Origin of the sequence: Komagataeibacter oboediens, assembly GCF_003207815.1 — a bacterium.
Classification (GTDB): Bacteria; Pseudomonadota; Alphaproteobacteria; order Acetobacterales; family Acetobacteraceae; genus Komagataeibacter; species Komagataeibacter oboediens.
In genome coordinates this window covers 13,905-40,588 of the sequence record NZ_NKTX01000021.1, presented here as the reverse complement: position 1 = coordinate 40,588, position 26,684 = coordinate 13,905, and the positions used below count along the sequence as shown (strand labels likewise).

Annotated in this window: 25 protein-coding genes and 1 pseudogene; 3 read left to right on the top strand and 23 right to left on the bottom strand. The window is 63.1% G+C overall.

Going from position 1 to position 26,684, the window contains the following annotated elements; all coding sequences use genetic code 11:
- Positions 1–121: 121 nt before the first annotated feature.
- The gene (locus tag CFR80_RS10140; protein WP_048855927.1) at positions 122–1,513 is read left to right on the top strand and encodes an NAD-dependent succinate-semialdehyde dehydrogenase; all 1,392 of its coding nucleotides are present in this window, start codon (positions 122–124) and stop codon (positions 1,511–1,513) included.
- A 70-nt stretch (positions 1,514–1,583) separates the two neighbouring features.
- On the opposite strand, the gene CFR80_RS10135 is transcribed toward CFR80_RS10140, so the two are convergent.
- From CFR80_RS10135 to CFR80_RS10100, 9 genes are all read right to left on the bottom strand, one after another.
- The gene (locus CFR80_RS10135) at positions 1,584–3,149 is read right to left on the bottom strand and encodes a glucoamylase family protein (protein ID WP_110507298.1); all 1,566 of its coding nucleotides are present in this window, start codon (positions 3,147–3,149) and stop codon (positions 1,584–1,586) included.
- Between the two features lie 130 nt (positions 3,150–3,279).
- Entirely contained in the window at positions 3,280–4,800 is a 1,521-nt protein-coding gene (locus tag CFR80_RS10130; protein WP_010513346.1) for an efflux transporter outer membrane subunit, read from the bottom strand.
- Between the two features lie 5 nt (positions 4,801–4,805).
- Positions 4,806–6,338 (bottom strand): MDR family MFS transporter, encoded by a 1,533-nt coding sequence (locus CFR80_RS10125; protein WP_010513345.1) that lies wholly within the window; start codon positions 6,336–6,338, stop codon positions 4,806–4,808.
- Positions 6,335–7,501 (bottom strand): HlyD family secretion protein, encoded by a 1,167-nt coding sequence (locus tag CFR80_RS10120; protein ID WP_029329281.1) that lies wholly within the window; start codon positions 7,499–7,501, stop codon positions 6,335–6,337. The genes CFR80_RS10125 and CFR80_RS10120 overlap by 4 nt, the downstream gene beginning before the upstream one ends.
- A 327-nt stretch (positions 7,502–7,828) precedes the next feature.
- Positions 7,829–8,236, bottom strand: a complete 408-nt coding sequence (locus CFR80_RS10115) for a YceI family protein (protein ID WP_010513343.1) — start codon at positions 8,234–8,236, stop codon at positions 7,829–7,831.
- An 8-nt stretch (positions 8,237–8,244) separates the two neighbouring features.
- Positions 8,245–8,466, bottom strand: a complete 222-nt coding sequence (locus tag CFR80_RS19820) for a hypothetical protein (protein ID WP_010513342.1) — start codon at positions 8,464–8,466, stop codon at positions 8,245–8,247.
- 9 nt (positions 8,467–8,475) lie between these two features.
- The gene (locus CFR80_RS10110; RefSeq protein WP_010513341.1) at positions 8,476–9,306 is read right to left on the bottom strand and encodes a DODA-type extradiol aromatic ring-opening family dioxygenase; all 831 of its coding nucleotides are present in this window, start codon (positions 9,304–9,306) and stop codon (positions 8,476–8,478) included.
- A gap of 129 nt (positions 9,307–9,435) precedes the next feature.
- Positions 9,436–10,599: an OprO/OprP family phosphate-selective porin gene (locus CFR80_RS10105; protein WP_010513340.1), complete on the bottom strand. Its 1,164-nt coding sequence runs from the start codon at positions 10,597–10,599 to the stop codon at positions 9,436–9,438.
- Positions 10,600–10,767: 168 nt separating this feature from the next.
- Entirely contained in the window at positions 10,768–12,642 is a 1,875-nt protein-coding gene (locus CFR80_RS10100; protein WP_010513338.1) for an N-acyl-D-amino-acid deacylase family protein, read from the bottom strand.
- A gap of 266 nt (positions 12,643–12,908) precedes the next feature.
- Here CFR80_RS10100 and panS point away from each other — a divergent pair, with 266 nt between their 5' ends.
- The gene (panS, locus tag CFR80_RS10095) at positions 12,909–13,829 is read left to right on the top strand and encodes a ketopantoate/pantoate/pantothenate transporter PanS (protein ID WP_010513337.1); all 921 of its coding nucleotides are present in this window, start codon (positions 12,909–12,911) and stop codon (positions 13,827–13,829) included.
- An 18-nt stretch (positions 13,830–13,847) separates the two neighbouring features.
- Here panS and CFR80_RS19815 read toward each other — a convergent pair whose 3' ends face one another.
- Positions 13,848–14,231, bottom strand: coding sequence for a hypothetical protein (locus CFR80_RS19815; protein ID WP_232275562.1), 384 nt, complete (start codon positions 14,229–14,231; stop codon positions 13,848–13,850).
- A gap of 93 nt (positions 14,232–14,324) precedes the next feature.
- Here CFR80_RS19815 and CFR80_RS10085 point away from each other — a divergent pair, with 93 nt between their 5' ends.
- Entirely contained in the window at positions 14,325–15,341 is a 1,017-nt protein-coding gene (locus CFR80_RS10085) for an LLM class flavin-dependent oxidoreductase (RefSeq protein WP_010513335.1), read from the top strand.
- A 127-nt stretch (positions 15,342–15,468) separates the two neighbouring features.
- On the opposite strand, the gene CFR80_RS10080 is transcribed toward CFR80_RS10085, so the two are convergent.
- The 13 genes and pseudogenes from CFR80_RS10080 to CFR80_RS18890 form a co-directional block, all read right to left on the bottom strand.
- On the bottom strand, positions 15,469–16,398 hold the full coding sequence (locus CFR80_RS10080) for a 2-hydroxyacid dehydrogenase (protein ID WP_029329279.1): 930 nt from the start codon (positions 16,396–16,398) through the stop codon (positions 15,469–15,471).
- Positions 16,399–16,427: 29 nt separating this feature from the next.
- Positions 16,428–17,223: pseudogene (locus tag CFR80_RS20140) on the bottom strand (2-keto-4-pentenoate hydratase).
- 186 nt (positions 17,224–17,409) lie between these two features.
- The gene (locus CFR80_RS10070) at positions 17,410–18,399 is read right to left on the bottom strand and encodes an ABC transporter ATP-binding protein (protein WP_029329278.1); all 990 of its coding nucleotides are present in this window, start codon (positions 18,397–18,399) and stop codon (positions 17,410–17,412) included.
- Positions 18,396–19,430 (bottom strand): ABC transporter ATP-binding protein, encoded by a 1,035-nt coding sequence (locus tag CFR80_RS10065; RefSeq protein WP_010513332.1) that lies wholly within the window; start codon positions 19,428–19,430, stop codon positions 18,396–18,398. Before CFR80_RS10065 ends, CFR80_RS10070 begins: the two co-directional genes overlap by 4 nt.
- On the bottom strand, positions 19,420–20,391 hold the full coding sequence (locus CFR80_RS10060) for an ABC transporter permease (RefSeq protein WP_010513331.1): 972 nt from the start codon (positions 20,389–20,391) through the stop codon (positions 19,420–19,422). The genes CFR80_RS10065 and CFR80_RS10060 overlap by 11 nt, the downstream gene beginning before the upstream one ends.
- The gene (locus CFR80_RS10055; protein WP_010513330.1) at positions 20,388–21,389 is read right to left on the bottom strand and encodes an ABC transporter permease; all 1,002 of its coding nucleotides are present in this window, start codon (positions 21,387–21,389) and stop codon (positions 20,388–20,390) included. The genes CFR80_RS10060 and CFR80_RS10055 overlap by 4 nt, the downstream gene beginning before the upstream one ends.
- A 254-nt stretch (positions 21,390–21,643) precedes the next feature.
- Positions 21,644–22,954, bottom strand: coding sequence for an AGE family epimerase/isomerase (locus CFR80_RS10050; protein ID WP_010513329.1), 1,311 nt, complete (start codon positions 22,952–22,954; stop codon positions 21,644–21,646).
- Positions 22,947–23,807, bottom strand: a complete 861-nt coding sequence (locus CFR80_RS10045) for an SDR family oxidoreductase (RefSeq protein WP_010513328.1) — start codon at positions 23,805–23,807, stop codon at positions 22,947–22,949. The genes CFR80_RS10050 and CFR80_RS10045 overlap by 8 nt, the downstream gene beginning before the upstream one ends.
- Before the next feature lie 394 nt (positions 23,808–24,201).
- Positions 24,202–24,606 (bottom strand): hypothetical protein, encoded by a 405-nt coding sequence (locus CFR80_RS10040; RefSeq protein WP_010513326.1) that lies wholly within the window; start codon positions 24,604–24,606, stop codon positions 24,202–24,204.
- Positions 24,607–25,062: 456 nt separating this feature from the next.
- Positions 25,063–25,227, bottom strand: coding sequence for a hypothetical protein (locus tag CFR80_RS19305; RefSeq protein ID WP_157132894.1), 165 nt, complete (start codon positions 25,225–25,227; stop codon positions 25,063–25,065).
- Positions 25,228–25,355: 128 nt separating this feature from the next.
- Positions 25,356–25,598, bottom strand: coding sequence for a hypothetical protein (locus CFR80_RS10030; protein ID WP_010513324.1), 243 nt, complete (start codon positions 25,596–25,598; stop codon positions 25,356–25,358).
- Positions 25,599–25,787: 189 nt separating this feature from the next.
- On the bottom strand, positions 25,788–26,126 hold the full coding sequence (locus CFR80_RS10025; RefSeq protein WP_010513323.1) for a hypothetical protein: 339 nt from the start codon (positions 26,124–26,126) through the stop codon (positions 25,788–25,790).
- 364 nt (positions 26,127–26,490) lie between these two features.
- Complete coding sequence (locus CFR80_RS18890) at positions 26,491–26,679, bottom strand: hypothetical protein (RefSeq protein WP_010513322.1); 189 nt, start codon at positions 26,677–26,679, stop codon at positions 26,491–26,493.
- Positions 26,680–26,684 lie beyond the last annotated feature (5 nt).

The window sequence follows — 26,684 nt, the reverse complement described above, 5'->3', positions numbered from 1 at the left end:
ACCCGTCTGCCTTCGGGCCGTTTCGCAGGGGCAGGCGGCATGAAGGTGGCGTTGGTCGATAGGAACCGCGCGGCCGCATGAACCACGCCTGTTGCCTCATGATCCCGACGGAGACAGGCCAATGGCGTACAAGACAGTCAATCCGTTTACCAACGAAACCGTTGCAACATTCCCCGATCTGACGGATGCGGAACTGGCGCAGAAGCTGGACCGCGCCCATGCGACCTACAGGGACTGGTCGAAACTGCCCTTTGCCCGGCGCGCGGCGATTGTGGGCAAGGCCGCTGATCTGCTGCGCGAACAGAAAGACAGGTATGCCCGCCTGCTGACGCTGGAAATGGGCAAGCTGTATCGCGAAAGCCTGGCGGAAGTCGAACTGTCCGCCGATATCCTGCAATATTATGCCGATAATGCCGAAACCTTCCTTGCGCCGCAGAAACTGACGGAAAAAAGCGGGCGCGGGGACCAGGCCATGGTGGTCAGCCAGCCGCTGGGCATCCTGTTCGCCATCGAGCCATGGAACTTTCCCTACTATCAGCTTGCCCGCGTGGTGGGGCCGCAGTTCATGGCAGGCAACGTGGTGGTGGTGAAGCATGCATCCAACGTGCCGCAGGCGGCGGCCGCCTTTGAACAGCTGTTCCGTGATGCTGGCGCGCCGGAAGGGCTGTACACCAACCTGTATGCCACCCGTGACCAGACAGCGCGCATCATTGCCGATGACCGCGTGATTGGTGTCGCCCTGACCGGCAGCGAGGGCGCAGGGGCCATTGTGGCGTCACAGGCGGGCAAGGCGCTGAAAAAGACCACCATGGAACTGGGCGGTAGCGACGCCTTCATCGTGCTGGAAGACGCGGACCTCGAAAAATCCGTGAAATGGGCGGTCTGGGGGCGCATGAACAATGGCGGGCAGTGCTGTGTCGCGGCCAAGCGCATTATCGTGGCCGAGCAGATTGCTGATGCCTTCCTCGATCGCTTTGCAACCGAACTGGGAAAACTGGTGCCCGGTGACCCGATGGATGAAAAAAGCGGGGTTCCGCCCCTGTCATCGCAAGGGGCCGCCGACCAGTTGAATGAACAGGTGGAACTGGCGGTAAAGAATGGTGCGAAACTCATGCGTGTTGGCCCCACGCCCCCCAACCGGGGCGCGTTCGTGCAGACCGGCATCCTGACCGATATTGCCCCCGACAACCCGGTGTTTCATCAGGAACTGTTCGGGCCGGTGGCCATGTTCTTCCGTGTTCGTGACGAGGCGGAGGCCATCGCCCTTGCCAATGACAACCCATACGGGCTGGGTGGCTCGGTCTTTACGTCCGATCCGGCGCGCGGCATCCGGGTGGCGGAACAGATCGAAACGGGCATGGTCTATGTCAACCACCCCACATGGACCACGTCCGACCTGCCTTTTGGTGGCGTCAAGCGCTCGGGCTTCGGTCGGGAACTGTCCTCCATGGGTATACAGGAATTCGTCAACAAGAAGCTGATTGACGTCGTGCCGATCGATGCGGGTCCGTAAAAGATGTTTCCGGTGAAGCCGTATTGTTTTTCCAGGACCGGATGATTCTAAAACCTTTCCGTTCAGCCCGTTACGACGGGTTGGCCGGGGCGGCTGGTCCCCGCCCGGCATCAGGTGCCGGTGCGGCGGTGGGGGCGGCCGGCGCAAGCTGCGACGTCCGGGTGTCGGGCGTGGCGGCCGTGGCCACGGCAGGCAGCCATCCCCCTTCAAACCCTGCGCGTTCCAGTCCCGCGCGGATATAGGGATTGCGCTTCATGACAGCCCATACCAGCCCGCTGCGCCAGTTTTCGATCATGAGCAGGATCGGCCCCTGGTCGATGCCCAGATATTCCCTGTCGGTCCAGAAGGTCTGTCCGTTGCGGAAACTGGGGTTGAATGCATCGACGAAACCGTACTGGCCGTAAATATTCTGCCCGTATCTGTTTTTCATGTTGCGCAGCGTCGGCAGCACGATTTCCGGCGCGAATGCAATCGACCCGGCAGCAGCGGTGGGGGCTACGGTGCCATCATCCTGCGTGTAGTCACGGCCCGCGCCACGGGCGGAATAGGACAGGAAATGCCGCGACTGCCCGTCAATCTGCCGTGTGACATCACCGGGACCGTCACATGCGGTCAGGCCCCACATCGTGGCACTGTAATCATGCCATTTGCCGGGGTTGGCAATGGCATAGGCCTGCTGGGCGTAGACGGCGCGGCGGCTGTTTTCAAAATAGTCGATCTGTTTTTCACGCGCCCATGCATCCCGCACGCCACGGAAATCGATCCATGCATGGGTGTACTGGTGGCCGAACAGGGGTGCGAAATTCAGGAAGGTCTGTCCGTAATAATCCCCCCAGCGCTGGTTGTTCGTGGCCAGCCACGCCTGCCATGACGTGGGCGCAAGCGCATGGGTGGGCGACCCCAGGCCAAGGATGTAGGCCATCATCCCCTCGCTGTAGCCTTCCCAGTAGCTGGGAATGAAGCCGTGTTCGGGACTCCATCCCATGCTCAGCCGGTTGTCGGGGCGGGTCATCCACTGCCAGTTGACGCGTTTGTACAGCTGGTCCGCCAGGGTGCGGATCTCGGTTTCCTGCGGGGTATCGCGATCGAAAAAGGACTGTGAAAACAGCACGCCCTGCATCAGCAGCGCCGTGTCGATGCTGGACAGTTCGATATCATGGCTGAATCGCAGTCCCGTGTCCTTGTTCAGGAAGTGATAGTAAAACCCCTGATACCCCATTGCCCCGTCTGCCGTGTCGTTCTGGGGACCATCCATAAGATAGCGCAGGGTGGCAAGCGTCCGTGTCGCGGCCTGCGTGCGGGTGACATAGCCCCGGCTGACCCCGATGCCGTAGGCCGTCAGACCGAACCCGATGGAGGCCACGCTGCTCAGTGTCTGGGGGGATGGGTACCGGTCTGGTACCAGCCCGGTCTTTGGATCGCCCGCATCCCAGAACCATCGGAACGTCCGCCGTTCCAGATCGTTCATGAGCGCAGTATCCGCAGTGCTGGCAGCGGCATGAACAACGGATGGCGCCGCCGCCGCGCTGGCCGTTACGCCATCGGCCGCCCGTGCGGACAGGGTGGGGGAGGATGAGGCAATAATCAGGGCTGACAGGATGACACGCGCGTGCCGCCCCCTTGGTCGAGAATGCAAAACCCTGTCTCCCGCCCGTTGCCGTTCGGCTTTTATGAATTCAGATTCGGGCCGTGGCAATATCCCGGCAGGCATCCGGAGGCAGAAGTTTCATTGCGAAATGTAACTGACGAGGCGGGCAGGGCAGTTTTTAACGCCCTGCCGTGCGGACTGTCGCGGGTGACGGGGCAGCGGACTCCCACCCCAGGCCAAGTGCCTTCTGCACGGCAATATAGTCATTGGTCATGCTGGCCTGCGCCTGTGCCTGCTGCTGTTCGATCTGGATGCGCTGGCGTTCCACATCCAGCGCGTCAATGACTGACAGGGTGCCCGCATGCTGGCGCTGCTGCGCCAGTGCCCATGACCGGTCGGATGCCCCGCGCGCTTCGTGCAGTTTCAGCACGTATTCCCGCTGGTGGCCAAAGCGTGACAGCGCGCCTTCGGCATCCTGCAGCGCGGACAGGACGACGCCCTGATAATGGGCAAGGGCGGCGTCACGCCCGCCCTTTGCTTCGCCCACGCGCGAATTGGTGCGGGCAAAGTTCAGGATGCTCCATTCCAGCGTGGGGCCGCCCATGTAGGAAAAACTGTCGCCCGAGAAGAAACGCTGCCCGTTGGCGGCGGTGAAGCCAACCGTACCGAACAGGCTGACCTTGGGAAAATACTGCCCGATGGCCTGCCCGATCTGGGCATTGTTCGCGGCAATGTCGCGTTCGGCCACGCGGATGTCGGGACGTCTGCGCAGCAGGTCGGCGGGATTGCCGACGGGCACCACGGCAGGCGGCAGGGGAACCGGTGCAGGTATGGATAACTGCGCGTCAAGCTGCCCCGGCTCACGCCCGGTCAGGGTGGCCAGCGCGTCCATGTATCCCGCCTGCTGGGCCTTCATGGGGGCAATGGCTCCCTGGACCTGCGACAGCTGCCCCGCGAAGCGTTCGACGTCTTCCTGCGATGCCGTGCCCTGCGCCCGGCGCTGGCGGGTCAGGTCCAGCATGTTCTGCTCGATTTCGACGGAACGCTGCATAAGCTGGAGCCTGCGCTGCACATCACGCAGGCTGACGTAATTGCGTCCCACATCTGCGGCCAGCCGGACACGGGTATCGGCCAGCTGCGCCATCTGGGCCTCGCTTTGTGCGCGGGCACCTTCGTATCCGCGCCGGTTGCCGCCAAAAGGGTCGATTTCCCAGCTGGCGTCAAATCCCGCGCCATAGGAATCCGACTTGATGGCAGGCGGCAGTGACATGGCTTCCGGTTGTCCGCTGCCCCCCAGGACCGAAGTAATGTCGCCTGTGGGCAGGCGCGTACGGTCCCAGAACGCGGCCATGCCGCCGCCGGGGAAGAACCCGGCGAAGCGTTCACGCTGGGTTGCGCGTGCGGTATGCAGCCGGGCCGCCGCCTGCTTCATGTCGGGGCTGTTGCGCAGCGCGGTGGTGACAAGGTCGGTCAGCACCGGATCGTTCAGTCCTTCCCACCAGTGCGACAGGGGGGCCTGCGCCGTGGTCAGCGTGGGGTCCGCGCGATGGAAACCGGCCGCGTGTTCGGCCACGGGGGCGACGTGCGGCGGCCCCTTGTAATCGGGGCCCACGGAACATGCCGCAAGCAGTGTGACCAGGGTGATACAGGTAACGGTGCGGCATGCGCGTGCATGACGAAGGGAGGGGAAAGGGATCATGTGCGTCATCCCACCGTCATGCCGGCGTCTTTGGGCATGGGCTTGATAAGAATTACAAGGGGCATCATCACCAGCAGGGCGATGCCGAATATCCAGAACAGGTCGCCATAGGTCATGACCGTGGCCTGCCGCGTGATCAGGGCGCTCAGGCGTGCCAGCCCGTAATGCTGCATGAATTCCTGTCCCAGCGGGGAATTGGCGGTGATTGTTTCCTCGATACGGGCGGTATGCAGGTCCATCCTGCGGTCATGCAGCGTTGCCACCGCCGCCAGCCCGAACGATCCCCCAAGGTTACGCGCGGCGTTGAACAGGCCGGACGCATCTTCCGCATACTGTATGGGCACCGCACTGGTCGCCGCCTGGTTGAGGAACAGGAGCGAGAAGAACTGCGCAAAGCCACGCACCACCTGCGACCAGAAAAAATGCGGTCCCGCGCTGTCGGGCGACAGGTGCGCGTTCATGAAACAGCTGACGACATACAGGAACATGCCAAACGCGATGGCCAGCCGGATATCAAGCTTACGCACCAGAATGGGAAACACCGCCAGCATAAGCAGGGTCGGAATGCCGCTTATGGCCGCGATGATGCCGGACTGTTCGGAATTGTAGTCGGGAACGGCGGCAAGGAACTGCGGGATCAGATACAGGATGCCATACAGTGCGCCACCCACCCCGAGGCTGAGGACAAACACCCCGAAAAAGCTTTTCTGCAGCAGGATTTTCAGATGGATGACCGGCTGGCGCGACCGGAACTGCCCCACCACCAGCAGGATCATGCCAAGCAGGGACATGATGCTGAGTTCGCGGATCATGTCGGATTCAAACCAGCGTTCGCGCTGCCCTTCCTCCAGCACCACGGTCAGGCCACCCAGCCCCAGCACCAGTCCGGCAAGACCGTAATAATCGGTGTTGCGGAATTCGCCCCAGTCGATCCTGCCCTTGGGCAGGCCGACAAACAGCAGTACCATCAGTCCGATGCTGATGGGCAGGTTGAGGAAAAAGGCATAATGCCAGCTCAGGTTTTCCGTCAGCCACCCGCCAATGACCGGCCCGATCACCGGGCCAAGGACCGCGGTCATGCCAAACAGCGCGATACCCACCGGCCGTTGCGCCGGTGGCAGGCGCGTGGCCACGATGGTCATGGCGGTCGGGATCATCGCCCCGCCCGTAAAACCCTGTCCCACGCGGCCGATGATCATGTGCATGAGGTTGGGCGAAAGCCCGCACCACATGGAAAAGATGGTGAACAGCACGGCTGCGATCAGCAGGAAATTGCGCAGCTTGAATATGCGCTCGAACCAGCCCGCCAGCGGGATCATGACAATTTCGGCTACAAGGTAGGCCGTGGTGACCCATGTGCCCTCGCTGCTTGATGCCCCGATCTCTCCCTGGATGGTGGGCAGCGCCGAATTGACGATGGAGGTATCCAGCGTCGCCATAAGCGCGCCGATGGTGCCCGCGGCCACCGCCAGCCACGCCGCCGCATCCGCTTTCTGCGGGGGCGTGGGACCGCTGGCGTCTGCTGGCTGCGTGCTCACGATCCGCCACCGCCCGGGGCCGGGTCGGTGCCGGCTACCAACGTGTCGACTGCCGCCGTGACCGACAGGCCGGGGATCAGCACCGCACGCTGCGCCACATCGGGCTGGATGTGGATGCGCACCGGCACGCGCTGCACCACCTTGGTGAAGTTGCCGGTTGCGTTGTCCGGCGGCAGCAGGGCGAACTGCGCACCCGTGCCCGGCGCGAAGCTTTCGACCGTGCCGTGTATTTTCTCACCGCCCAGCGCATCGACCGATACCGTGACCGGCTGGCCCGGGCGCATGCGGCGGATCTGCGTTTCCTTGAAATTGGCGACAAGGTAGATGTCCTGCACCGGCACGATGGTCATCATGTGCGTGCCAACGGCGGCATACTGCCCCACGCGGGCGCTGCGGTCACCTACGCGCCCGTCCACGGCGGCGCGGATGGTGGTGGCGTCCAGATCCACCTGCGCCGAGCGCTGCTGGGCTATGGCCTGTTCAATGCGGGCCTGCGCCTGCAGGATCTCGGCGCGGAAGGTGGCGATCTGAAGCTGCGCGGATTTCAGGGCGGCGGTGGCCTGCGCCAGCTGGGCATGGGCCTGCGCGCTGCTGTTGCGCAACTGGTCGTAATGTTCGTTCGTTTCCGCCCCCGTGGCGGCCAGCGCGCGATAGCGGGCAACCTGCCGGTCGGCAAAATCGACCTGTGCCTGTGCTGCATCGCGCCGGGCCTGCGCCTGTGCGATTTCGGCATCCTGCGCGTCGATCTGGGCCTTGGTCTGGATGATCGCGGCATTACCCTGATCCGCCAGCGCGCGGGCCTGTTCAAAGCGCGCGCGCGGGTCGCGTTCGTCCATGCGCACCAGTACCTGTCCCTTTGTCACCGCTTGGTTTTCCGCCACCAGAACCTGATCGACAAATCCGGCCACGCGGGTGGACACCGTGACCTGATCGGCCTGCAGGTAGGCATCGTTCGTGGACTGGATGAACCGCCCATGTGTCCACCAGTGGACCAGCCACACCACGAACGCGATCAGGGCAAGACCCGCGATGCCTGCCAGCACCAGCCGGCGCATTGCGGTCCTGCGCGGGTCCGCCGGTTTTTCCGGTGGGGTGTCCGTTGTCGCACTGTCTGGTGCGCGCTGGCCTGAGGAAGAAGGATTGGTCTGGTGTATATCAGGCATGCGCCACCATCATATGGAACGGTTTGGTACTGTTTTGTTAGGTGGACATCACGATACGGTCAAGCCATCCACACGTTGTGAGATCAGTCGGCCATATATACGCCGGAAAACTGCGATCCCGGCCATTCTCCCGACCCGCGCCAGCATGAAACAGCCGCCACCGGCCATGGCGCCCGGCTTCTGGCAACCGTCTGGCCATTTCCGGGCATATCATGGCGTTGTCGGGACAATCGCCGGGAATGGGCGGATCAGTAATGGTGCGTGGCCCGCGAGCTGCAGGATGCCGTTTGCGTGCGCCCGGCGATCCATGGGACGGATCACGACAGGTCAGTTGTGTTTTGCAAACGCACCGGCAATGATCAGCGTGACGGTATCGCCCGGCATTGGCATATAGGCCGTGATCCCGAATTCACTGCGGCGGAGTGTGGCCGTCGCCTCGAACTTCACGGTATTGGCCCTGTTCAGTGGGTTGACGCCCGCGCCGATATAACGGGCCTGCAGGACCATCGGGCTGGTCACGCCATGCAGTGTAAGATTGCCCGAAATATCTGTGCCATCCGTGCCAGCGGGCACGACCGATGTGGCGGTCAAGGTCGCATCCGGGTAACGGTCCGTGTCAGACCAGTCCGCATCCTTCAGTTCCCCGGTCAGCCTGTTGCGGGTGGCCTGAAGGCTGCCGATTGGCACGCTGACCGTCAGTCGCTCAGCGGGTGGATGCGCCGGATCAAGCTGCAATGTACCGCTTACACCTGAAAAATCATGCCTGAAAACATGCCCGAATAATGCGTGAACTCCATGTGCAGCAGGAAAAAGATGATCTGGGTATGGGCTGGATCAACCCGTTGGCATCCGGCCTGTAGCTTCCCCACAGGTGGCGCGGCAGCAGCAGGGGCCGCCAGCAGCATGAAGGCTGCGGTCATGCTGGTCATGTAGCGTGTTATGAAACCACTCCATGGACGGGACATCCGCCCCCTTCAGCCAAACCGGAAACCCGACAGCGCCTTGCCCATCACGGTATCGCTGTAATCGCGCACGCCCCGGTCCGTCCCGGCGGCCCCTGCCGCGAACATGAGTGGCAGCAGGTGCTCGGGCCGGGGGTGGCAGATCCGCGCACCCGGTGCGTGCATCCACTGTGTCAGCGCTTCGGTCCGTACGTCCGGTGGGGCTTCCACTGCATGGGCCAGCCATGTGTCGAATTCCCGTGACACGACGTTGGACTGAGGGTTCTGGCCCATGAAATGATGCAGGTTATGATATGTCATGCCCGTACCTACGATCAGGATGTTCTGGTCGCGCAGGGGACGCAGCGTCGCCCCGATCCGTATTTCCAGTGCGGCGTTCAGGTCGCGTTGCAGCGACAGTTCCACAATCGGGATGTCCGCCTGCGGAAACGCCAGCAAGAACGGGATGAACACGCCATGGTCAAACCCGCGTTCGGGGTCCTGCGCGCAGGCAATGCCCGCCCTGTCCAGCAGGGCGCACGCACGGGCCGCGAGTTCTGGCGAACCCGGTGCGGGGTACCGGAGCTGGTACGTATGCGGTGGAAAGCCGGAATAGTCATATATCAGCGCGGGATTCATGCCGGATGTCACCGTGGGCATCCCCGTTTCCCAGTGGCTGGACACGACCACGATTCCGTCCGGACGTTGCGGCAGGCCTGCTGCCACCCCACGCAGGTAGGCCGCCATACGGTCCCACGTATCGGGCCAGTCCATGAAGAAGCACGGCCCCCCGCCATGTGGCAGGAACAGGACGGGCTGGCGGGGCCGTGCCGTTTCGTTGCTGGGGCTTGGGTGCTGTTCCATGCCGGTCACCTTCCTGTTGTGGTCATCATGATCCCTTCATATCGGGATCAACGCCCCATATGCGCATCCGTTACGGGGCAGGGGCCGCATGTCGGCTACTGGGGCGCGGCTACATGTGGATGGGGAACGTCAGAATTTTATCTGGAACATCGACATGACCGCATGAAAATGTTCAGGCATGTCACCGCCCGTAATCTGCCCGTATTCATACTGTAGGGTCGTGCGGATGATCCCCGTGGGCCACCAGTTTATGGCCAGTGACCCGGTCTGCTGGTCACCGCCGTGTATGGGGCCGGCATCAAGGTCCGCCTGGGAATAGCGGGCCGCGACCTCCAGCACGCCATAGCCGTTGCATGGCATGCTCTGCTTTCTGTCGCATGATGGTGAGGAAAACGCCGCCGTGCGTCCCTTCCACTCCCGTCCCTTTCCATTGATGGTGTAGCCAAGCTGCCCGTACCACCCGTGGAAGCGCAGTTGCTGGCTGCTGCTGCTGTTGACGTGGCTGTTCAGCACGATGTCATAGGCTTCACCCTGAAACAGCAGTTTCTGCCATGATACGGCGGCCTCCACCCCGAAAGCGCCCGCGCTGTCGGACTGGATTTTTCCTGTATTGAGGTATTTTGAAACCGTTCCGGGATTGATTTCCGGGTTGTCGGACAGCGACAGCATGGGGGCCGCATTCCCCGCGGAGGCCGGGCGGAATATCCATTCCCCCGAAAACCCCAGATGGAACAGCAGTGAGCGCGTGCGTACCGGCAGGCCGACCAGTCGGAATGCCATGGCGCGCTGGTTGCCGTTTTCGCCCGGGCCTGCGGTGCCAGCCGTGGCGGACAGGGCAAAATGATATCGTCTCCCATACGTTTCCGCCTGCACCGCCTGCCGTTCGATGCCCGTAGCCAGATTGCGGGTCAGGGTGGAGATGCTGGAACGTTCAATAAAGACGGTATCGCCCTGCGCCTGCATGGATTCAAGGCCGAAGCTGGGTTTGAAAATACCCGCCGTAAACACGAAATGCCGCAGCCCGATATAGGAAACCTGACCTTCAAACAGGCGCATCGGTCCGCCGGGCGCAGGCCCGAAATCCCATATCGCCCCGATTTCGACCTGTTTATGGATATTCAGCCGCACGCCATTGCGCAGGCGCGCGCCACGTGCCCCCGTGCCCGGACGGGCAGGCGACGCGCCGGGAAACCCGCCGACATCAAGCTGGTCCGTGGCGTAGGGTTTTATGGTTATGCCGTGCAGGTCAATGGTGGGAACGCTCTGGGCATCGGCCGCGGCTGCGCCCATCATCACAACGGTGCACAGTGCGGTTCCGGCTTGCAATCGGCATGACAAGGGGCAGTGCTCTCCACGCAACGTCATGGGGTGGGTTTACAGCCCATAGCATGGAAAGGGGGGGGAAGAAGCCATCAAATCTGTGCAGCGGCGCGTTGCCCATCAGGGAACAGGGCGTGGCGTTCACCGGGCATGGTCCTTCGTGCGCATAACCCGGCCAAAGGGAACCTGTCCAAAATCATGGGTATAGCCGCCATCGGTCCACGCGGTCCGGCCTGCGATCATGACATGGCGCACGACGCCGGGCGGCCGGTTGATGACCTGACGGCAGCCGAATGCGCTGCGATACACGAACTCATAGGTTTTTTCCGGATCCCACCGGCGCAGGGCACCGGGGTCGATGACGCACAGGTCTGCCTGTGCCCCGATTTTCAGCACACCGGTATCAAGGTTGAAAAAGGCCGCGGGCAGCCCGGTCAGCCGATGGACGGCAATGGCCACCTGCTGCGGCCCGTCAGGCTGGGCGATCTTCAGGGTGCGCAGGTTGCCGTCATAAAAGCCGATATTGGCCAGATGCGCCCCACTGTCATTGAATCCCGGTAGCGTGTGGCGACTGAACAGCAGTTTTTTCAGGGTGACCGGGTCGTTGTTGGCAATGACCGTTTCCCACCGCAGGTCCGTATCCCACTGCCGCAGCAGGTGTATGAAAAAGGCGGCGTCATCCTCGATGGGGTTGGGAAAGGTCGCGAAGAACGCGGCTTCCGCCGGGTTGGCGGCGCCATGGCGGCCCCGGCCTGCCTGCCACCGGCGCAGGCGGTGATAGGGCTGCTGCAGCGTCTCGCCTTTCCAGTGGGGCAGGGGGCATTCGGCCACCCGCATGTCCGACAGTCGGCGCGTCAGCACGGTGTCCTCCAGCCGCAGCAGCCGTCGCAGCCGTGCGATGGACCATCCCGCCTTGCCCTTCATCCACATCGCGCGAAAGGCCGCGATCCATTGCGGGCTGTCCAGAATACGCAGGCGTCCCGCCCGGTCATCAAGTTCCAGTTCATTCAGGGCGCGCAGTTCGGGAATTTCATCCGCAATGGGGTTGATCGCCCCGTCGCTCCATATCCGGAACGGACCTGGCAGCACCTGAAAACGGAAGATGCCGCGCAGCAGCTTTGAATTGAGGATGGCCGACAGCATGAGGCACATCGTGACCGCCGCGCGGTTGGTGCGCAGATCGATCGCTGCCAGCACCGTGGTCCGCAGCGGCCGGCCATACAGGCGCCCACTGCTGAGCAGGAAGGTGCGCACTGCCCTGAAGATATGATCCTTGGGTGGTGTCGCCTGCCATACGCGCCCGTAGCGGCGCACGATGCGGGTCAGGCGCGACAGTTCGCGAAAACTGGCGTACTGCGTGGGGATCCGGCGTTTTTTGTGCGGGGCATTGGCCAGGAAATGAAAGGGCAGCGCATCGGTGGAAAACCCGGCATAGCCCTGCGTCATGCCAGCCTCAAGCAACTGCGCCATCTTCGCGCGTTCGCGGCGGCTGGGCCGGCGTTCAATGGACCGCCGCAGCCCCATTACCGCAATGCGCAGCATGGAATGGGGAATGAGCGGCACGACATTGGCACCCAGCGGCAGGCGGGACAGGTGATTGAGATACCCCTGTGAATCCGTCCATGTGCAGGCATCCGCCACCCGGGCCAACACGGATTTGGGCATGTTTTCCACCCGGGCGAAACAGTCTACTATGGGGTCTTCCCCCCCATTGCGCAGGTGCCCATAGGTCACGCCGATGGAACAGTTGCCAATGACGACCGTTGTGGTCCCGTGCCGCACGACCTCAGGCAGTTGGGGGGCCAGTTCCAGTTCAAGGTCAAGGTGTGTGTGGATATCCAGCAGCCCCGGCATCAACCATAGTCCGGTGCAGTCCACCTGTATGGCGTTTTCATCCCATTGCAGGTCGGGTGAGATCGCCGCGATGCGGCCATGGGATACGGCAATGTCTGAAATGACGGGACAGCCACCGGTCCCATCAAAGAAAAGCGCGTTGCGGTAAACGGTATCGGGCACGCGGGCCTCCATGCATCAGGGCGCAGGTACGACCGGGTATGGCCTGCGTCCCGTCTTCTGTATGACAACAGTATGGCGCGGATGCGGTTGCGTTACGGTTTGCCGGGACGACATAAAACCCGGCCCGTACGCGCGTGTACGCTCTGGCCATATCACGCGCCCATGCGTATGGAGATGCCCCACATAATCATGACGCAGGTCCGGCCATACCGCATGGCCGGGCAGCACGGCGCAGGTGAGGAAATGATGGACGCACGGAAAATGACATGTCGGTCCTGACGCGGCTGTTCCCGCTATGGGCGGTGCTTGTTTCGGTTGCAGCCATTGCGTATCCCGCGCCGTTTCTGGTGCTGACGCCCGCCATCACGCCACTGCTCGCCTTCATCATGTTCACCATGGGGGTGACGCTGACGGCAGGGGACTTCATGCGTATCGCGCGCAGGCCGATGCCGGTGGTGGCGGGGGTCGTGCTGCATTACCTCGTCATGCCACTGGCGGCGTGGGGGATCGCGCATGTACTGGGCATGCCGCCCATGATCGCCACCGGCATGATACTGGTGGGCTGTGTGTCCAGCGGCACGGCGTCCAATGTCATGATCTACCTGTCACGTGGTGACGTAGCACTGTCGGTCAGCATCAGCACGCTGTCCACGCTTGTCGGTATTATCGCAACGCCGGTGCTGACGCGGTTTTACGTCTCGTCCGGCGTCAGTGTCGACAGTTGGGGGCTGTTTCGCAGCATTATTGAAATTGTTGCCCTGCCGGTCATGGGCGGGGTGATTGTCAATACCATGTGTGCCCGACTGGTCCGGCGGATTGAACCGGTGCTGCCGCTGGTGGCCATGGTGTCGATCATGACGATCATCGGCAGCATCGTAGCCGGCGTACGTCCGTCACTTGCGACGGTGGGGCCGCTGGTGCTGGTGGGCGTGGTGCTGCATAACGCGATCGGGCTGCTGGGTGGGTACTGGGGCGGGCGACTGCTGGGGTTTGACGAGGCCGTGTGCCGCACGCTGGCGCTGGAGGTCGGCATGCAGAATTCAGGTCTGGCGGCGACATTGGGGCGTCTGTATTTCTCCCCGCTGGCGGCCCTGCCGGGGGCGGTGTTTTCCGTATGGCATAACATATCGGGTTCGGCCCTGGCCGCCCTGTGGGCGGGACGGCCCCCGCGCGACGGCCGCCCATGACCCCCTGACGCGCCACCATCATGGCGGCGGCGCGCTACCAGGCGTATGCAGCAACAAAAAAAGCGCGATGACCAGCAGGATGATCGGCAGCAGCCCGAGGCCGTTGAAACCGGTTCCCCTCGGGCCGCCGTACCAGCCGGAGCGGTAACCATAGCCACCCCCGCCAATGGCGAAGATGATAAGGGCAATGATAAGAAGGGTCAGCATGGGATATACTCCACAGAATGCCTGCTGACCCAACGACCCATCAGGGGGATGGTTCCTGTATTCGGCCCCGTTCTGCCGGACTGTTTTTGCCGAAAGTATTTCACGATAACCCGGCGGATGGAAAATAACCGGCGGTTCAGGTGTATTTTTTCTGAAATAACAGTGTTTCCAGATGCTTTTGGAAAAAAGCTTCACCAGAAACTTCTGTATGCCCCGTGCTGGATTTCATGCGGATCCGTTTCCATATCTACCTGACCTTCCGTGTTTCATGTGTGCCGAGGTGCTGGTGTGATCCCGTTTTCCGTCCTTGACCTTTCCCTGATCACGCGCGGCGGCAGCGTGGGCGATGCCTTTCGCAATACGCTGGATCTGGCGCAACGGGCCGATGGTCTGGGGTTTGTGCGGTACTGGCTGGCTGAACACCATGCCATGCCGGGTATTGCGTCGGCCGCGACGGGAATCCTGATCGGGCAGGTGGCGGCCGCGACGCACCATATCCGCGTGGGGGCAGGGGGCGTCATGCTGCCCAACCATTCCCCACTGGTTATTGCCGAACAGTTTGGCACGCTGGAAACCCTGTTTCCCGGACGGATCGACCTCGGGCTTGGCCGCGCGCCGGGGGCGGACCAGCGCACGGCCCGCGCCCTGCGCCGCGATCCGCACGCGCCCGAACGCTTTGCATCCGACGTGGTTGAACTGCTGCAGTATTTTGAACCGGCGGCCCCTGAAGACACCCACCTGATCCATGCCATACCCGGCATGGGCCTGCGGGTGCCGGTGTGGCTGCTGGGGTCATCCCTGTTTTCGGCGGTTCTGGCCGCGCGGCTTGGCCTGCCCTATGCCTTTGCATCCCATTTCGCGCCGGGCCAGATGGCGGAGGCGGTCAGCCTGTACCGCGCACGCTTCGAACCCTCGGCCCGATGTCCGGCGCCCCATGTGATGCTGAGCGTCAATATCATCGCGGCGGATGATGACGCGCAGGGCGCGCTGCTTGCAACGTCCCTGCAACAGTATTTCATCGCCCTGCGGCGCGGACGTCCCATTGCCTTCCCGCCGCCGGTGGCGGATACGTCCGGCCTGTGGTCGCCTGCGGAACAGGCAATGGTGGACCATACCCTGTCCTGCACGTTTGCAGGTTCGGCCCGGTCCATCATGCCCCGCCTGCGTGATTTCATCGCCCGCCATGAACCCGATGAACTGCTGGTTGCACTGCCCATTCATGACCATGGGCTACGGTGTCATGCCCTGGAACTGACCGCCGGCATGCGGACCGTTCTGGCAGCCGGGTCCCCCACCGGTTCGTGAGATGCACGGCACAATGATCCGCCGGTTTCAAGAACGCTTCCGGCGAACCCTATTTCCAAAGATCCCGCAGACATCGCCGTTGTGGAAAAAGACGATACCCGGAAGCCCTGATTCCCTACCTGACCGTTCAGACCACCGGGGTGAGCAGCGGCTGGCCCGCGAAATGGGCGGCCAGGTTGCCTACGACCAGATTGCCCATCGCCAGCCGGGTTTCCACCGTGGCGCTGGCGCGGTGGGGTTGCAGGACCGTGTGTGGCGAGGTTCGCAGGCCGTCGGGCACATCGGGTTCATGTTCGAACACATCAAGGCCCGCGCCGCCCAGCGTGCCGTCGGCCAGGGCTGCGACAAGGGCTGCTTCGTCCACCACCGAACCCCGCGCCACGTTGATCAGGACACCATCCGGCCCCAGCGCATCCAGCACCTGCCGGTTGACCAGATGCCGCGATTCCGCACCGCCGGACGCTGCCACCACCAGCACGTCGCTGTGGTGTGCAAGTGTTGGCAGGTCCGGCACGAATGCATAACCGGGCAGGGCCTTGTCACGTCGGTCGGTGTAGGACACCGGCATGCCAAATGCGCGTGCACGCGTGGCCACCGCCTGTCCCACATGGCCCATGCCCAGTATGCCCAGCCTGCGCCCCGATACCCTGTGGCCCAGCGGTGGCGGGGGGGTGCTGCCCCATGCGCCGTCACGCACGTAACGGTCCGCTGCCGGCAGGCCGCGCAGCAGCGACAGCAGCAGGCCCATGGCCATGTCCGCCACGTCATCGGTCAGTACGCCCGGTGTAGTGGTGACATGAATGCCGCGACGTCTGACCTCATTCAGGTCGACCGCATCTGTGCCGATCCCGTTTATGGCAATGATTTCAAGGTGCGGCAGGCTGTCCATGACCGCGCGCGGCACGCCCGTGCCGCCGCCGGTGGCAATGCCGCGGATTGATCCGGCAATTTTTTCCAGCTGTTCGGGTGTGGCGGCACGGTAGACGGTATAGGCAGCATCAAGCTGTTTCTCGATTTCAGGCATCATGGGTTCAAGCAGCAGGATGGCAGGCTTCATGACAGACCTTTCATATAAAGGGCGCGTGTTCAGGCAAGATGGGTGCTGACCTGCCCCACTGCGGGAAAGCTGGCGGTGACATCCGTGCCATGCGGCACGAATATGGTGCCGGTGGTGGACCCGGTGGTGACCAGGCAGCCTGTACCGATGCCGATCCCCCGGCGGGATGCATGGTTGGCCAGCCAGACCAGCATGCGTAGCGGGTCGCCCGCTGAATTGCCGCTCTTTTACGACCCTGCCATCAATGCGCAGCACCACGGGTTCGTGGACCGGGTCCAGCGTGCGCCATGCGGTGGTGCCAGGGCCTACGATCAGTGCGCCGTGGCTCTGGTGGTCCGCGGCATGCAGCAGCCTGTGCTGTGATCCGGGCTGATCGAAACGGGTATCAAGAATTTCGATTACCGGATGCGCGGTGCCAATGGCACCCAGCACGTCTGCACGTGTCCACGGCGTGGCCCGTGGGGGCAGGGCACGGGCGAAACGGTAGCCAATCTCCGCCTCGACCCCCAGATGACGGCATGTGCCTGCCGGTACGGTCCCGCCATCCCTGAAGATGGTCGCGGCATGAATGGGTGCGCAGGCGGGTTCGGCATCCGGGCCGGATGCGCCGACCTTCCAGCCTTCGATCGGTCCCAGATGGCGCGCGACCGCATCCTGCACTGCATATGCCGCTGCTTCCGTGGCTGGCACCAGCGCCTGATCCACGGCCGCGGGAGGGGAAAGCTGGCCACGCCGGATGGCAAGGAACAGGTCAGGCAGGCTGGTGGTGCTGGGCATGAAAACTTTTTTCCCGGTACAGATCATGGCCCCGGCACGATGGCACATCCTACATCCGCATGCCATGTCACGACCGGGGATGTGCCCTGTGGTTGCGGTTAACTGGCGGGGATTTGACAGGACGATGGCGTATTTCAGACGCCCGTCCGGAAATCCGGCCTGATCTGGAAACGGTGATATCCGGAAACTTTTATTTTCCAGCGGGTTGTTTCCAAATATTTTCTCAACGCCCTGTCACGACGGGGCAAGGGGAAAATGACAGGCGGCTTCATGGCCTGGCCGGATGGGGCGCAGGACAGGTTCATCCACCCGGCAGCGGTCCTGCGCATACGGGCAGCGTGTGTGGAAACGGCACCCGGCGGGGCGGTTGACGGGACTGGGTATGTCACCACCCAGCGGCGGTGGAGGGCGTGCGCCCACTACGGGTCGGGGCACGGCGGCGGTCAGGGCGGCGGTATAGGGATGGACGGGATGATGCAGCACGCTGTCCGTAGGCCCGATTTCGACGATCGTGCCCAGATACATGACGGCCACGCGGTTGGAGACCTGACGGACCACGGCCAGGTCATGCGCTACGAAGACATAGGTCAGCCCAAGTCGCGCCTGCAGGTCGGCAAACAGGTTGACGATCTGCGCCTGCACCGACACATCCAGCGCGGAAACCGGTTCATCCGCCACAATCAGCCGGGGTGACAGGGCAAGCGCGCGGGCGATGTTGATGCGCTGGCGCTGGCCGCCCGAAAATTCATGTGGATACCGCGCCAGCGCGGTGGCGGACAGGCCGACCAGATCCATAAGGTCGTGCACGCGCCGGTCAATGTCCGCACCCGGGCGCCTGCGTCCGTCCGGGCCGGGATGGACCCGCAGGGGTTCGGCCAGAAGATCCCTGACACGCCGGCGCGGGTTGAGACAGGCGCTGGAATCCTGAAACACCATCTGCATGCGCGGGCGTAGCGGGCGCAGGTGGCGTTCGGGAAGGGTGGTGATGTCGCGCCCTTCAAACATGACCTGTCCTGCCGATATGTCCGTCAGCCGCAGCATGCACCGGCCCAGCGTTGACTTGCCGCAGCCGGATTCTCCCACCAGTCCCAGCATTTCGCCCGGCATGACCGACAGGGATATACCATCCACTGCCGTCAGGTGCTGCCCATGTCCCACGTGGTAGGTCTTGGACAGGTTGCGTACCGCCAGCAGTGCTGTGGGGGCAGGTGGTGTTGCGGTCATGGGCATGTGTCGTTGCTGGCGCGGAGAATGCGCGGCGGCAGGGGCGTTCCCTCGGCTGGCAGCACGCAGGCCGCGGCATGGTCGGGACCAAGCGGGACCAGCGCGGGCGGGGTCGTGGTGCAGGCTGCGTGGACATGGGCACAGCGCGGGCCGAAGGCGCAGCCGGCGGGACGGTCCATGGGCGTGGGGGGCGTGCCGGAAATGGCGGGCAGCCGGTCGGGCCGGGGGCCATAAAGCGGCGGGATGGAATCCAGCAGGGCCGCGGTATAGGGGTGGCCGGGCCGGTCAAACACGCGCGCCGTTGGTCCCGTTTCCGCCACCCGGCCGGAATACAGTACCAGCGTGCTGTCGCAGGTCTGGGCCACGACGCCCATATCATGCGTGATCAGCAGTACGGACGACCCATGCATGCCACGTAGTGAGCGGATCAGGTCAAGGATCTGTGCCTGCACCGTAACATCCAGCGCCGTTGTCGGTTCATCGGCAATCAGCAGGGTGGGGTTGCATGACAGCGCCATGGCGATCATCGCGCGCTGGCGCAGCCCGCCCGACAGCTGGTGGGGATAGCGCCGCGCCACGCGTTCGGGGTCGGGCACGCCCATTTCCCCCAGTATCCGCACGGTGCGCGCACGGGCCTGCGCGCGGGTCACGCGTTCATGGGCGCGGATCTGTTCATCGATCTGCCAGCCGATGGTGTAGACGGGGGTAAAGGCTGTCATCGGGTCCTGAAAGATCATGGCGATGTCACGCCCGCGCAGGCGGCGCATCTGCCGTGGGGGCAGGCCGATCAGTTCGCGCCCGCGAAAACGCACCGACCCGCTGACCCGCACCCCCGGCGCGTCGATCAGCCCCATGATCGCCATTGCGGTAACGGACTTTCCGGATCCGGATTCCCCCACCAACCCCAGTATCCCGGCCTCGGGCATGGTGAAGGACACATGATCCACGATCGGCACCATGCCCCCCCGCGCGGGGAAACCGATGCACAGGTCGCGTACGTCCAGCAGCGGGGCGGACCTGTCAGCGGGCATCACGCACCCTTGGGTCAAGGAACAGGTAGATCACGTCAACCGCCGCATTGGCCAGCACCACGAACACGGCGGAATACATGACGGTGGCCATGATGACGGGCAGGTCCAGCGTGGTCAGCGCGCGATAGGTCAGCCGCCCGACACCGGGCAGGCCGAATACCACCTCCGTCAGCAGCGCGCCACCGCCCACAAGCTGCGCGAAATCCATCCCGAACAGGGAGACAAAGGTGACCATGGACGTGCGTAGCCCATGCCACAGCAGGATGCGCACGGGCGACAGCCCCTTGGCGCGCGCCGTGCGCATGAAATCCTCGCCCGCCAGTGCGACAAGGTCCGTGCGCAGCACGCGGCTGTAGATGCCGATGAACATGACCGCCAGCACGATCCACGGAATGACCAGTCCCCTGAACCACCCCGACGGGCTCTGGCTGAATGGCACGTAACCCAACCCCGGCACCCACGAAAACAGCCATGTGTCGTGATAGCGGCTCTGGGTTACAAGGTTGGCGACTTCCCCCAGCCAGAACACGGGAATGGAAATCCCCACCAGCCCCAGCATCATCAGTCCCCGGTCCACCCATGTTCCTTTCATGGCGGCGGCCATCGTGCCCATGGCGATGGACACCGTAACCCAGATGAACGCCGCCCCGCAGACAAGACATGCCGTAACGGGGGCGGCCTGCAGGATTTCGGGCACCACCAGTTCGCCCCGGTCGGCATAGGATGCAAGGTCGCGGGTGATGAACAGTTTCTTCATCATGATTGCGTACTGCACCGGCAGTGGTCGGTCGAAGCCGTATTCGTGGCGTATTTTTTCCATGATCTGTGGTGATGCGTTCCGCCCGGCAATGCGCGCGGTCGGGTCCGCGCCGGGCGTGGCGAAAAACACGCCAAACACCAGCACCGACACGCCCAGCAGCACAAGCAGCGTCTGGCCCGCGCGGCGCAGCACGGCGGTCATGACCGCCGCCCCCCGTCACGCACATCCAGCGCGTCGCGCAGCCCGTCGCCCAGAATGTTGAGCGCAAGAACCACTGTCACGATTGCAAGCCCCGGCGCTACGGCCACCATGGGGCGGGTATAGATCAGGCCCTCGCCATCCTGGATGATGGTCCCCCACGAAGGCTGTGGCGCCTGCACCCCCAGCGAGAGGAAGGACAGCGCACTTTCCGCCAGTAGCGCCAGCGCCATCAGCAGCGGGCCAAGTGTCACCAGCGTGGTCATGACATTGGGCACGATGTCATGCAGCATGATCCGCCACCCCGGCACGCCCAGACAGCGTGCGGCGGTGACGAATTCCGCCTGGCGCAACGCCATGACCCGCCCGCGTATCGGGCGCGCGGCATAAGGCACGTAAACCAGCGCGATGATCAGGACGGGAACAAGCAGGCTGTCCGCCCGCAGCACGAACGGGCCAAGGCGCATCTGCTGGCTGACCATGACAATGGACAGCGATATGGCGAACAGATAGACCGGCACCGCCCACATGATGTCCATGAGCCGCGACAGGACAGTATCGACAATCCCGCCGAAAAAACCAGCAACAACCCCTACCGTTGCCGCCAGCAGAAGGCACAGTACCGCCGCCGCCGCTGAAATCACCAGCGAATTGCGGCCACCATACAGCAGTCGTGCCATCACGTCGCGCCCCTGGCTGTCCGCACCCAGCAGGTAGGTGGCGCACCATGTCGGCCCGATGGGGCTGAGGCCAAGGTGCAGCGGGTTATCATCGGGCTGCATGATATCCACCTCCCGCCCGTCCAGCATGATGGTGCCCGCAACGGTGGACTGGAACGGATTGGTCCGCGCTACGTCATGGGCATAGACCGGCGCCAGCAGGCACGCCACCATCACGGCCACAAGCACGCCCAGCGCCACCATGGCCGATGGCGTGCGTGCAAGCTTGCCTGCGGCCTGCCGCCATGGACCGGGGGATACGGGCTGGGTCGGGGCGGGCATGATGGTATGGCACTCGGACACTTGGGATCAGGACGCACGCACAAAGTGACACCATATCCCCCGCTTGCGAAGGGGCGGGGCATGGTCAGGGCCATGTCTTATCGCATTTTACCGTCCCGTCACAGCCACGGGGCCGTGCCGGGCGGGATGGCCACGGTCGCGGTATGGACAGACAGTGCGGCAGTCGCGGCGCGCGGATGCCGACCATGTTCCGTACGGGCGGCGGGGGTGTATCCGGTTACCCTCCGGTTGCGTCAGCCATCTGCGGTGCCCTGTGACGGGTCCGGTATCGTACCATGGTTTTCCAGCAGGGCCACAGCGGTCGCGAAACTGGGGGCAAGGGGCAGCAGCGGGGTCATGGTGGCCTGCCATGCATGGTACAGGTCGGCCTTGCCTTCGTACACCACGGCGGACGGGCGGTTGTCGCGGTCCAGTTCCTGTATCCAGCCGCCACGCCTGCGGTCAATCATGAAGGTGTCGATATAGTCCCACAGGGTGCGGTACCACTGTTCATACCGCCGGTGGCCCGTGCGTTTCAGCAGGGCGGCCGCCGCGGTCATGGCCTCTGCCTGGCACCAGTGGGGACGGTTATGCACCATGGGGTTGTGGTTCCAGTCGATGGTATACAGCAGGCCCGGTGCGCCATCACGTGCCCAGCCCGCCGTCATGCCGGCCTGGAACAGCTCGACGGCATCTTCCATCAGCCATGATGGCGCACGTCCGTCCGCACGCAGCAGGGCGGCTTCCAGCTTAAGCAGCAGGTGCGCCCATTCGGTGAAATGGCCCGGCGTCATGCCATACGGGCGCAGGGCATCGGTGGGCCGGTCGCGGTTATAATCCTTCAGCATGCGCCAGTCGCGGCTGTAGTGTTCGGGCAGGCTGTATCCGGCATTGCGCGCCAGTATGTGGATGAAGCGTTCAGCCACCCGCACGGCCCTGTTGCGCCACAACGGGTCGCCCGTTACATCCGCGGCCGCCATGCAGGCCTCGACCGAATGCATGTTGGCGTTTGCGCCCCGGTAATCTTCCTCATCCGACCAGTCTGCGGCGAAGCTTTCGCGGAAAACGCCTTCGTCCTCGCTCCAGAAGTGCCGTTCCCAGACCGCCAGCGCCTTGTCAAGCAGCCTGCGCGCGCCAGCAATGCCCGCAACAGTGGCGGATGATGCGGCCAGCACGACAAACGCATGCAGGTAGGCCTGCTTGCGTCCGCCACCGTGCTGCTGCCCGTCCATGGGTGGGGCAAGGAACCAGCCCCCGTTTTCATGATCCGCCAGCGGGCCCAGCATGGACGTGACCCCATGCGTCGCCAGCGGCCCGCAACCGGGCAGCCCGCGCCCCGCCGCCACGGCATACACATGCGTCATGCGCGCGCCCAGCGTGGCATCGGACACGGCACCCGGCTGCAGGTTGCCACAGTCATCCAGCGCGGCGAACCCGTCAGGCACCCGGGCGGGCCTGTAGAAATCCAGCAGTCGCTGCCCCTGCATGTCCAGCCAGCGCTGGTGCGGCCCACGGCGCAGCCACGAGGAAACCGGCACCATGAGCGCGGGCAGGGTCTCACCCATTGATGATCATGCCCCCGTTTACATGCAGCGTCTGTCCCGTCATGTAAGAGGAATCCCGGGCCGCGAGGTAGACATAGGCCGGACCCAGTTCACTGGGCTGGCCAATGCGGCCCAGCGGCGTATCCTTGCCAAGACTGGCCACGGCCTGCGGGTCCACCGGCCCCCAGCTTGCGGGTTGCAGCGGCGTCCAGACCGGGCCGGGGGCAACCGCATTGACCCGTATGCCCCGTGGCGCAAGCTGGAGCGCAAGGGCGCGGGTAAAGCCCATTTCCGCGCCCTTGGTCGTGGTATAGGCAACCAGTGATGCATTGCCCGCAAACGCGTTGACCGAAGACGTGTTGATAATGACGCTGTCCCGCCCCAGATGCGGCAGCGCCGCACGGGTCAGGTAGAAATAGCCGTTGATGTTGACATCCATATGACGCTGCCAGACCTCATCCGAAATATCGGTCAGGTCATTGCTGACGTACTGGACGGAGGCATTGTTGACCACGATATCCAGCCCGCCAAGGGCCTGCACCGTGCGTGTGACCGCGTCATCGCAGGTGGCGCTGTGGGCGACGTCGCCCCGTATGGCCAGTGCGTGCACGCCTTCGGCCTGTGCCAGACGGACGGTTTCATTCGCATCCTCGTCTTCTTCCAGGTACACGATGGCGATATCCGCCCCTTCACGGGCAAAATGCAGGGCCGCGGCCCGCCCGATGCCGCTGTCGCCGCCGCTGACCAGCGCCCTGCGGCCCTTCAGCTTGCCGCTGCCCTGATAATCGGCGCGGATGTGTTCGGCCGGTGGGTCAAGCAGTCGTTCAAGACCGGGCTGGTGGGGCTGGCTCTGGGCGGGAATGCTGCGGGGCATGTTGTATTTCCATCAGGAGATGACAGGGGGAAGGAGCGCCCGTCGGGCGTGCATGCAGGTTCAAACGTCGTGATGGCGGGAGATGTTGCACGCCGGAATGCCTGCCCCTTGCAGGGTAAGGGAATATGACCGGCTGCCTGCCGTGCCTGTTACCGGGATATCTGGCAGACCATAAAAAAAGCGTTACGAAATTCTGCGTCTGTCATGAAAAATGTGGCCTTCGGACTGACAGCGTGCCTGAAAGAACATCCTGCAATCATGAGAAGTTCCTGGCGCAGCTTTTATGAAAAATCGACATCCAAAAAACTTTTGTTATTTTTCATGAACAGGCTTTTTGAAACAGTTTCTTTTCATGTTCTGGTCAATGGACGGCTACGAAGCCATCCTGTTGCCATCAGGCCCCCATGCCAGCTTTTCTGATGGCCTGCGCACAGGCATCGCGCCGTGCCGGGATGTCGAAATCCGTCATGCGGGGGGAACCGTGCGTACCGGGCTGCAGGACGCCTGCCGTGCCATATGCATAATCCATGTTGCCCCGTTCATCGGCCGGCACGGCGCCTGTATTATGGATCAGCGTGTCCAGCAGCGGGGTTGCGCCCGCATGGTCCGCAAGGCCATTGCCAATGCAGAAATTCAGGTAACCTGCCAGCCGCGCCCCCGGCGCGGCGTCAATCATGGCCTGCGGTATGGCGGTGGCAGGGGGGGCGGCCATGTCACGGGCCATGGCGGGCAGGCCGCCACCGGCCAGCATGAGGCCAATCGTCATGACGGGCAGGGTTATGATCGGACGGTACGACATCTGGTGCATCCTGCTGCGGGACGTAGAATGACGTTGTGGCGTGGGAGGGCGGTACGCTGGATCATGTCCTTTACCCCTCCAGCAACCGCGGTCATAAACCCGCGACAGGGCAGCAGGTTGCATCGGCCCTGACAGGAAGGTGCCTGACCATGATGCCGTACGTCGCATGACAGGTACATGGACACCGGCATGATCCGTCCGGGAACCTTCCGGCGGCAGATTGCGCGGAATAAATGCAGGTGACAACGTGGCCCGTTCGTCCCTGATCTCTGGTACAGGAAAGAACAGTCCGGTTGTGGCCCCGCGCCGGAATGTCGGGAATAACACCCCACCATGGCGTCAATCGTAGCGAATCAGGCCGACCATGTTGGCGGACATGGCCAATATCATCACCACGATGTCCGGCCGATTGCCCCGGCAGGCCCGAATGGAAAATAGGCTGGTGCTCGAACCTTTTCAGGGGCAGGCGCCTGTTACCCCGGTCTCTGCGGCCATTTTGCCCGTGATGCTGCCCTGGCGGTCGAAATCACGGTAATGGTCAGGACGCATGAGAAAATTGACGGATAGTGTGATGCTGATCATCTGCTGTTCGAGCGTTTTTTGTGGGAATGATCGCATCATGCCGGAAATAATCCTGTGCCTGCGCAGGCGGGCACGTGCCGTTTTCGCATGATGAAAGGGGATTGATACGGCACTGGACGGCATGAAAGGCGGCATGCCGCCCCCCATGTCATGTCGGGTTGAGTGGTTTACTTCTTTGCCGCTGCGCGCTTGCCCAGAAGCTGGATTTCAGCGGCATTGACGCCGTCGGGGTCAAGCGCGGCCCGTTTGGCGATTGCCTGCTCCTCTTCCGTGGCGTGTTCGCCGCCTTTCAGCACGTGTTCGGCCAGACGGATGGTTTCCGCCTTTGTCATGATGGCAGGCGAATGTGTGGCCTTGCGTACCAGGTCATGAATGGAACCGGCGGCATGAGGAACTTTATGTTCGGGCATGTTAAGATAACTCCTTATGATATCAATATATGTTGATGGTCAGAGGGAGCGCTTCAATGCATGAACACAAATATTTTCCATAAGTATTCCGGATCAGTATATAATTATATATCTGATATTCCATGTCATGAATACCACCACATATATGCACCAGACCGGGCGCACCAAATGAATCCGCCCGGTGTTGTATCAGGGCAGTAGGGTGATCAGGTCGCCAAGCAGGTTATCAAGGAACGTGCGGGGCGAAGCCGTATCATCCGGCGTTGGTGCCGCTGTCGTCGTGGGGGCGGCCGCAGGTGGTGGCGGGTTCTTGCCCGATGCAAGCTGCCACAGATATTCGGCCCACTGCCGTTCGGCCTGCATGGACACCGCCGCCTTGCGCAGGTTGCCCAGTGCCTGCACGGCGTTCTGGTCGCCGCGCCGGACAAGGGGGATCAGTGCTTCGGCTGCATCACTGACGCGCGCCTGACTGTCCTCGATATGGGTGCCCAGCGTGAAGTAGGCTTCGGCAATGGTCTTGGGGTCCATAATGTAATCTCTCCACGGCAATCGGGGTGCCAGCCTAACGTACCGGCGACAGCGACGCCAATCAGGGGAGGTATGACACCCCGACGCGACAGCACGTAACAGGACAGCAGAAAGCCCGGCAGCGCTGTGCCACCGGGCTTTCCGGAAAAAGGGATGAGAAGGATGTCAGAACAGGAATATCATGGCCGTGGACAGTGCGAACGCGGCGGCGATCAGCGCTGGTCCCATAATATCCCATCTGCCCATCCATCCTGTCCGTGGTATGCCAGCCAGACGCTGGCGTCGCAGGTGTGTCCACATTGCAGCCTCCGGTAGATGTAGTGCGGCAGGACAGGCGATGCGTCCATGGGACGCGCCTGCACCATCAGATGAAAATGAACGACAGCCATAGGGCAAGGGTCAGCAGGACCATGCCAATACCGATCATATCGATCATGTCGGGGTTTGAGCGGTAACGGGTTTCCCTGACCATGGTGACCTCCAGTCCGGACGGAAAGGACCCGCCCGATGGATGCCATGTAGGCAGCCCCCATTTGCTCCGAAAGGGGGGCATGGCCC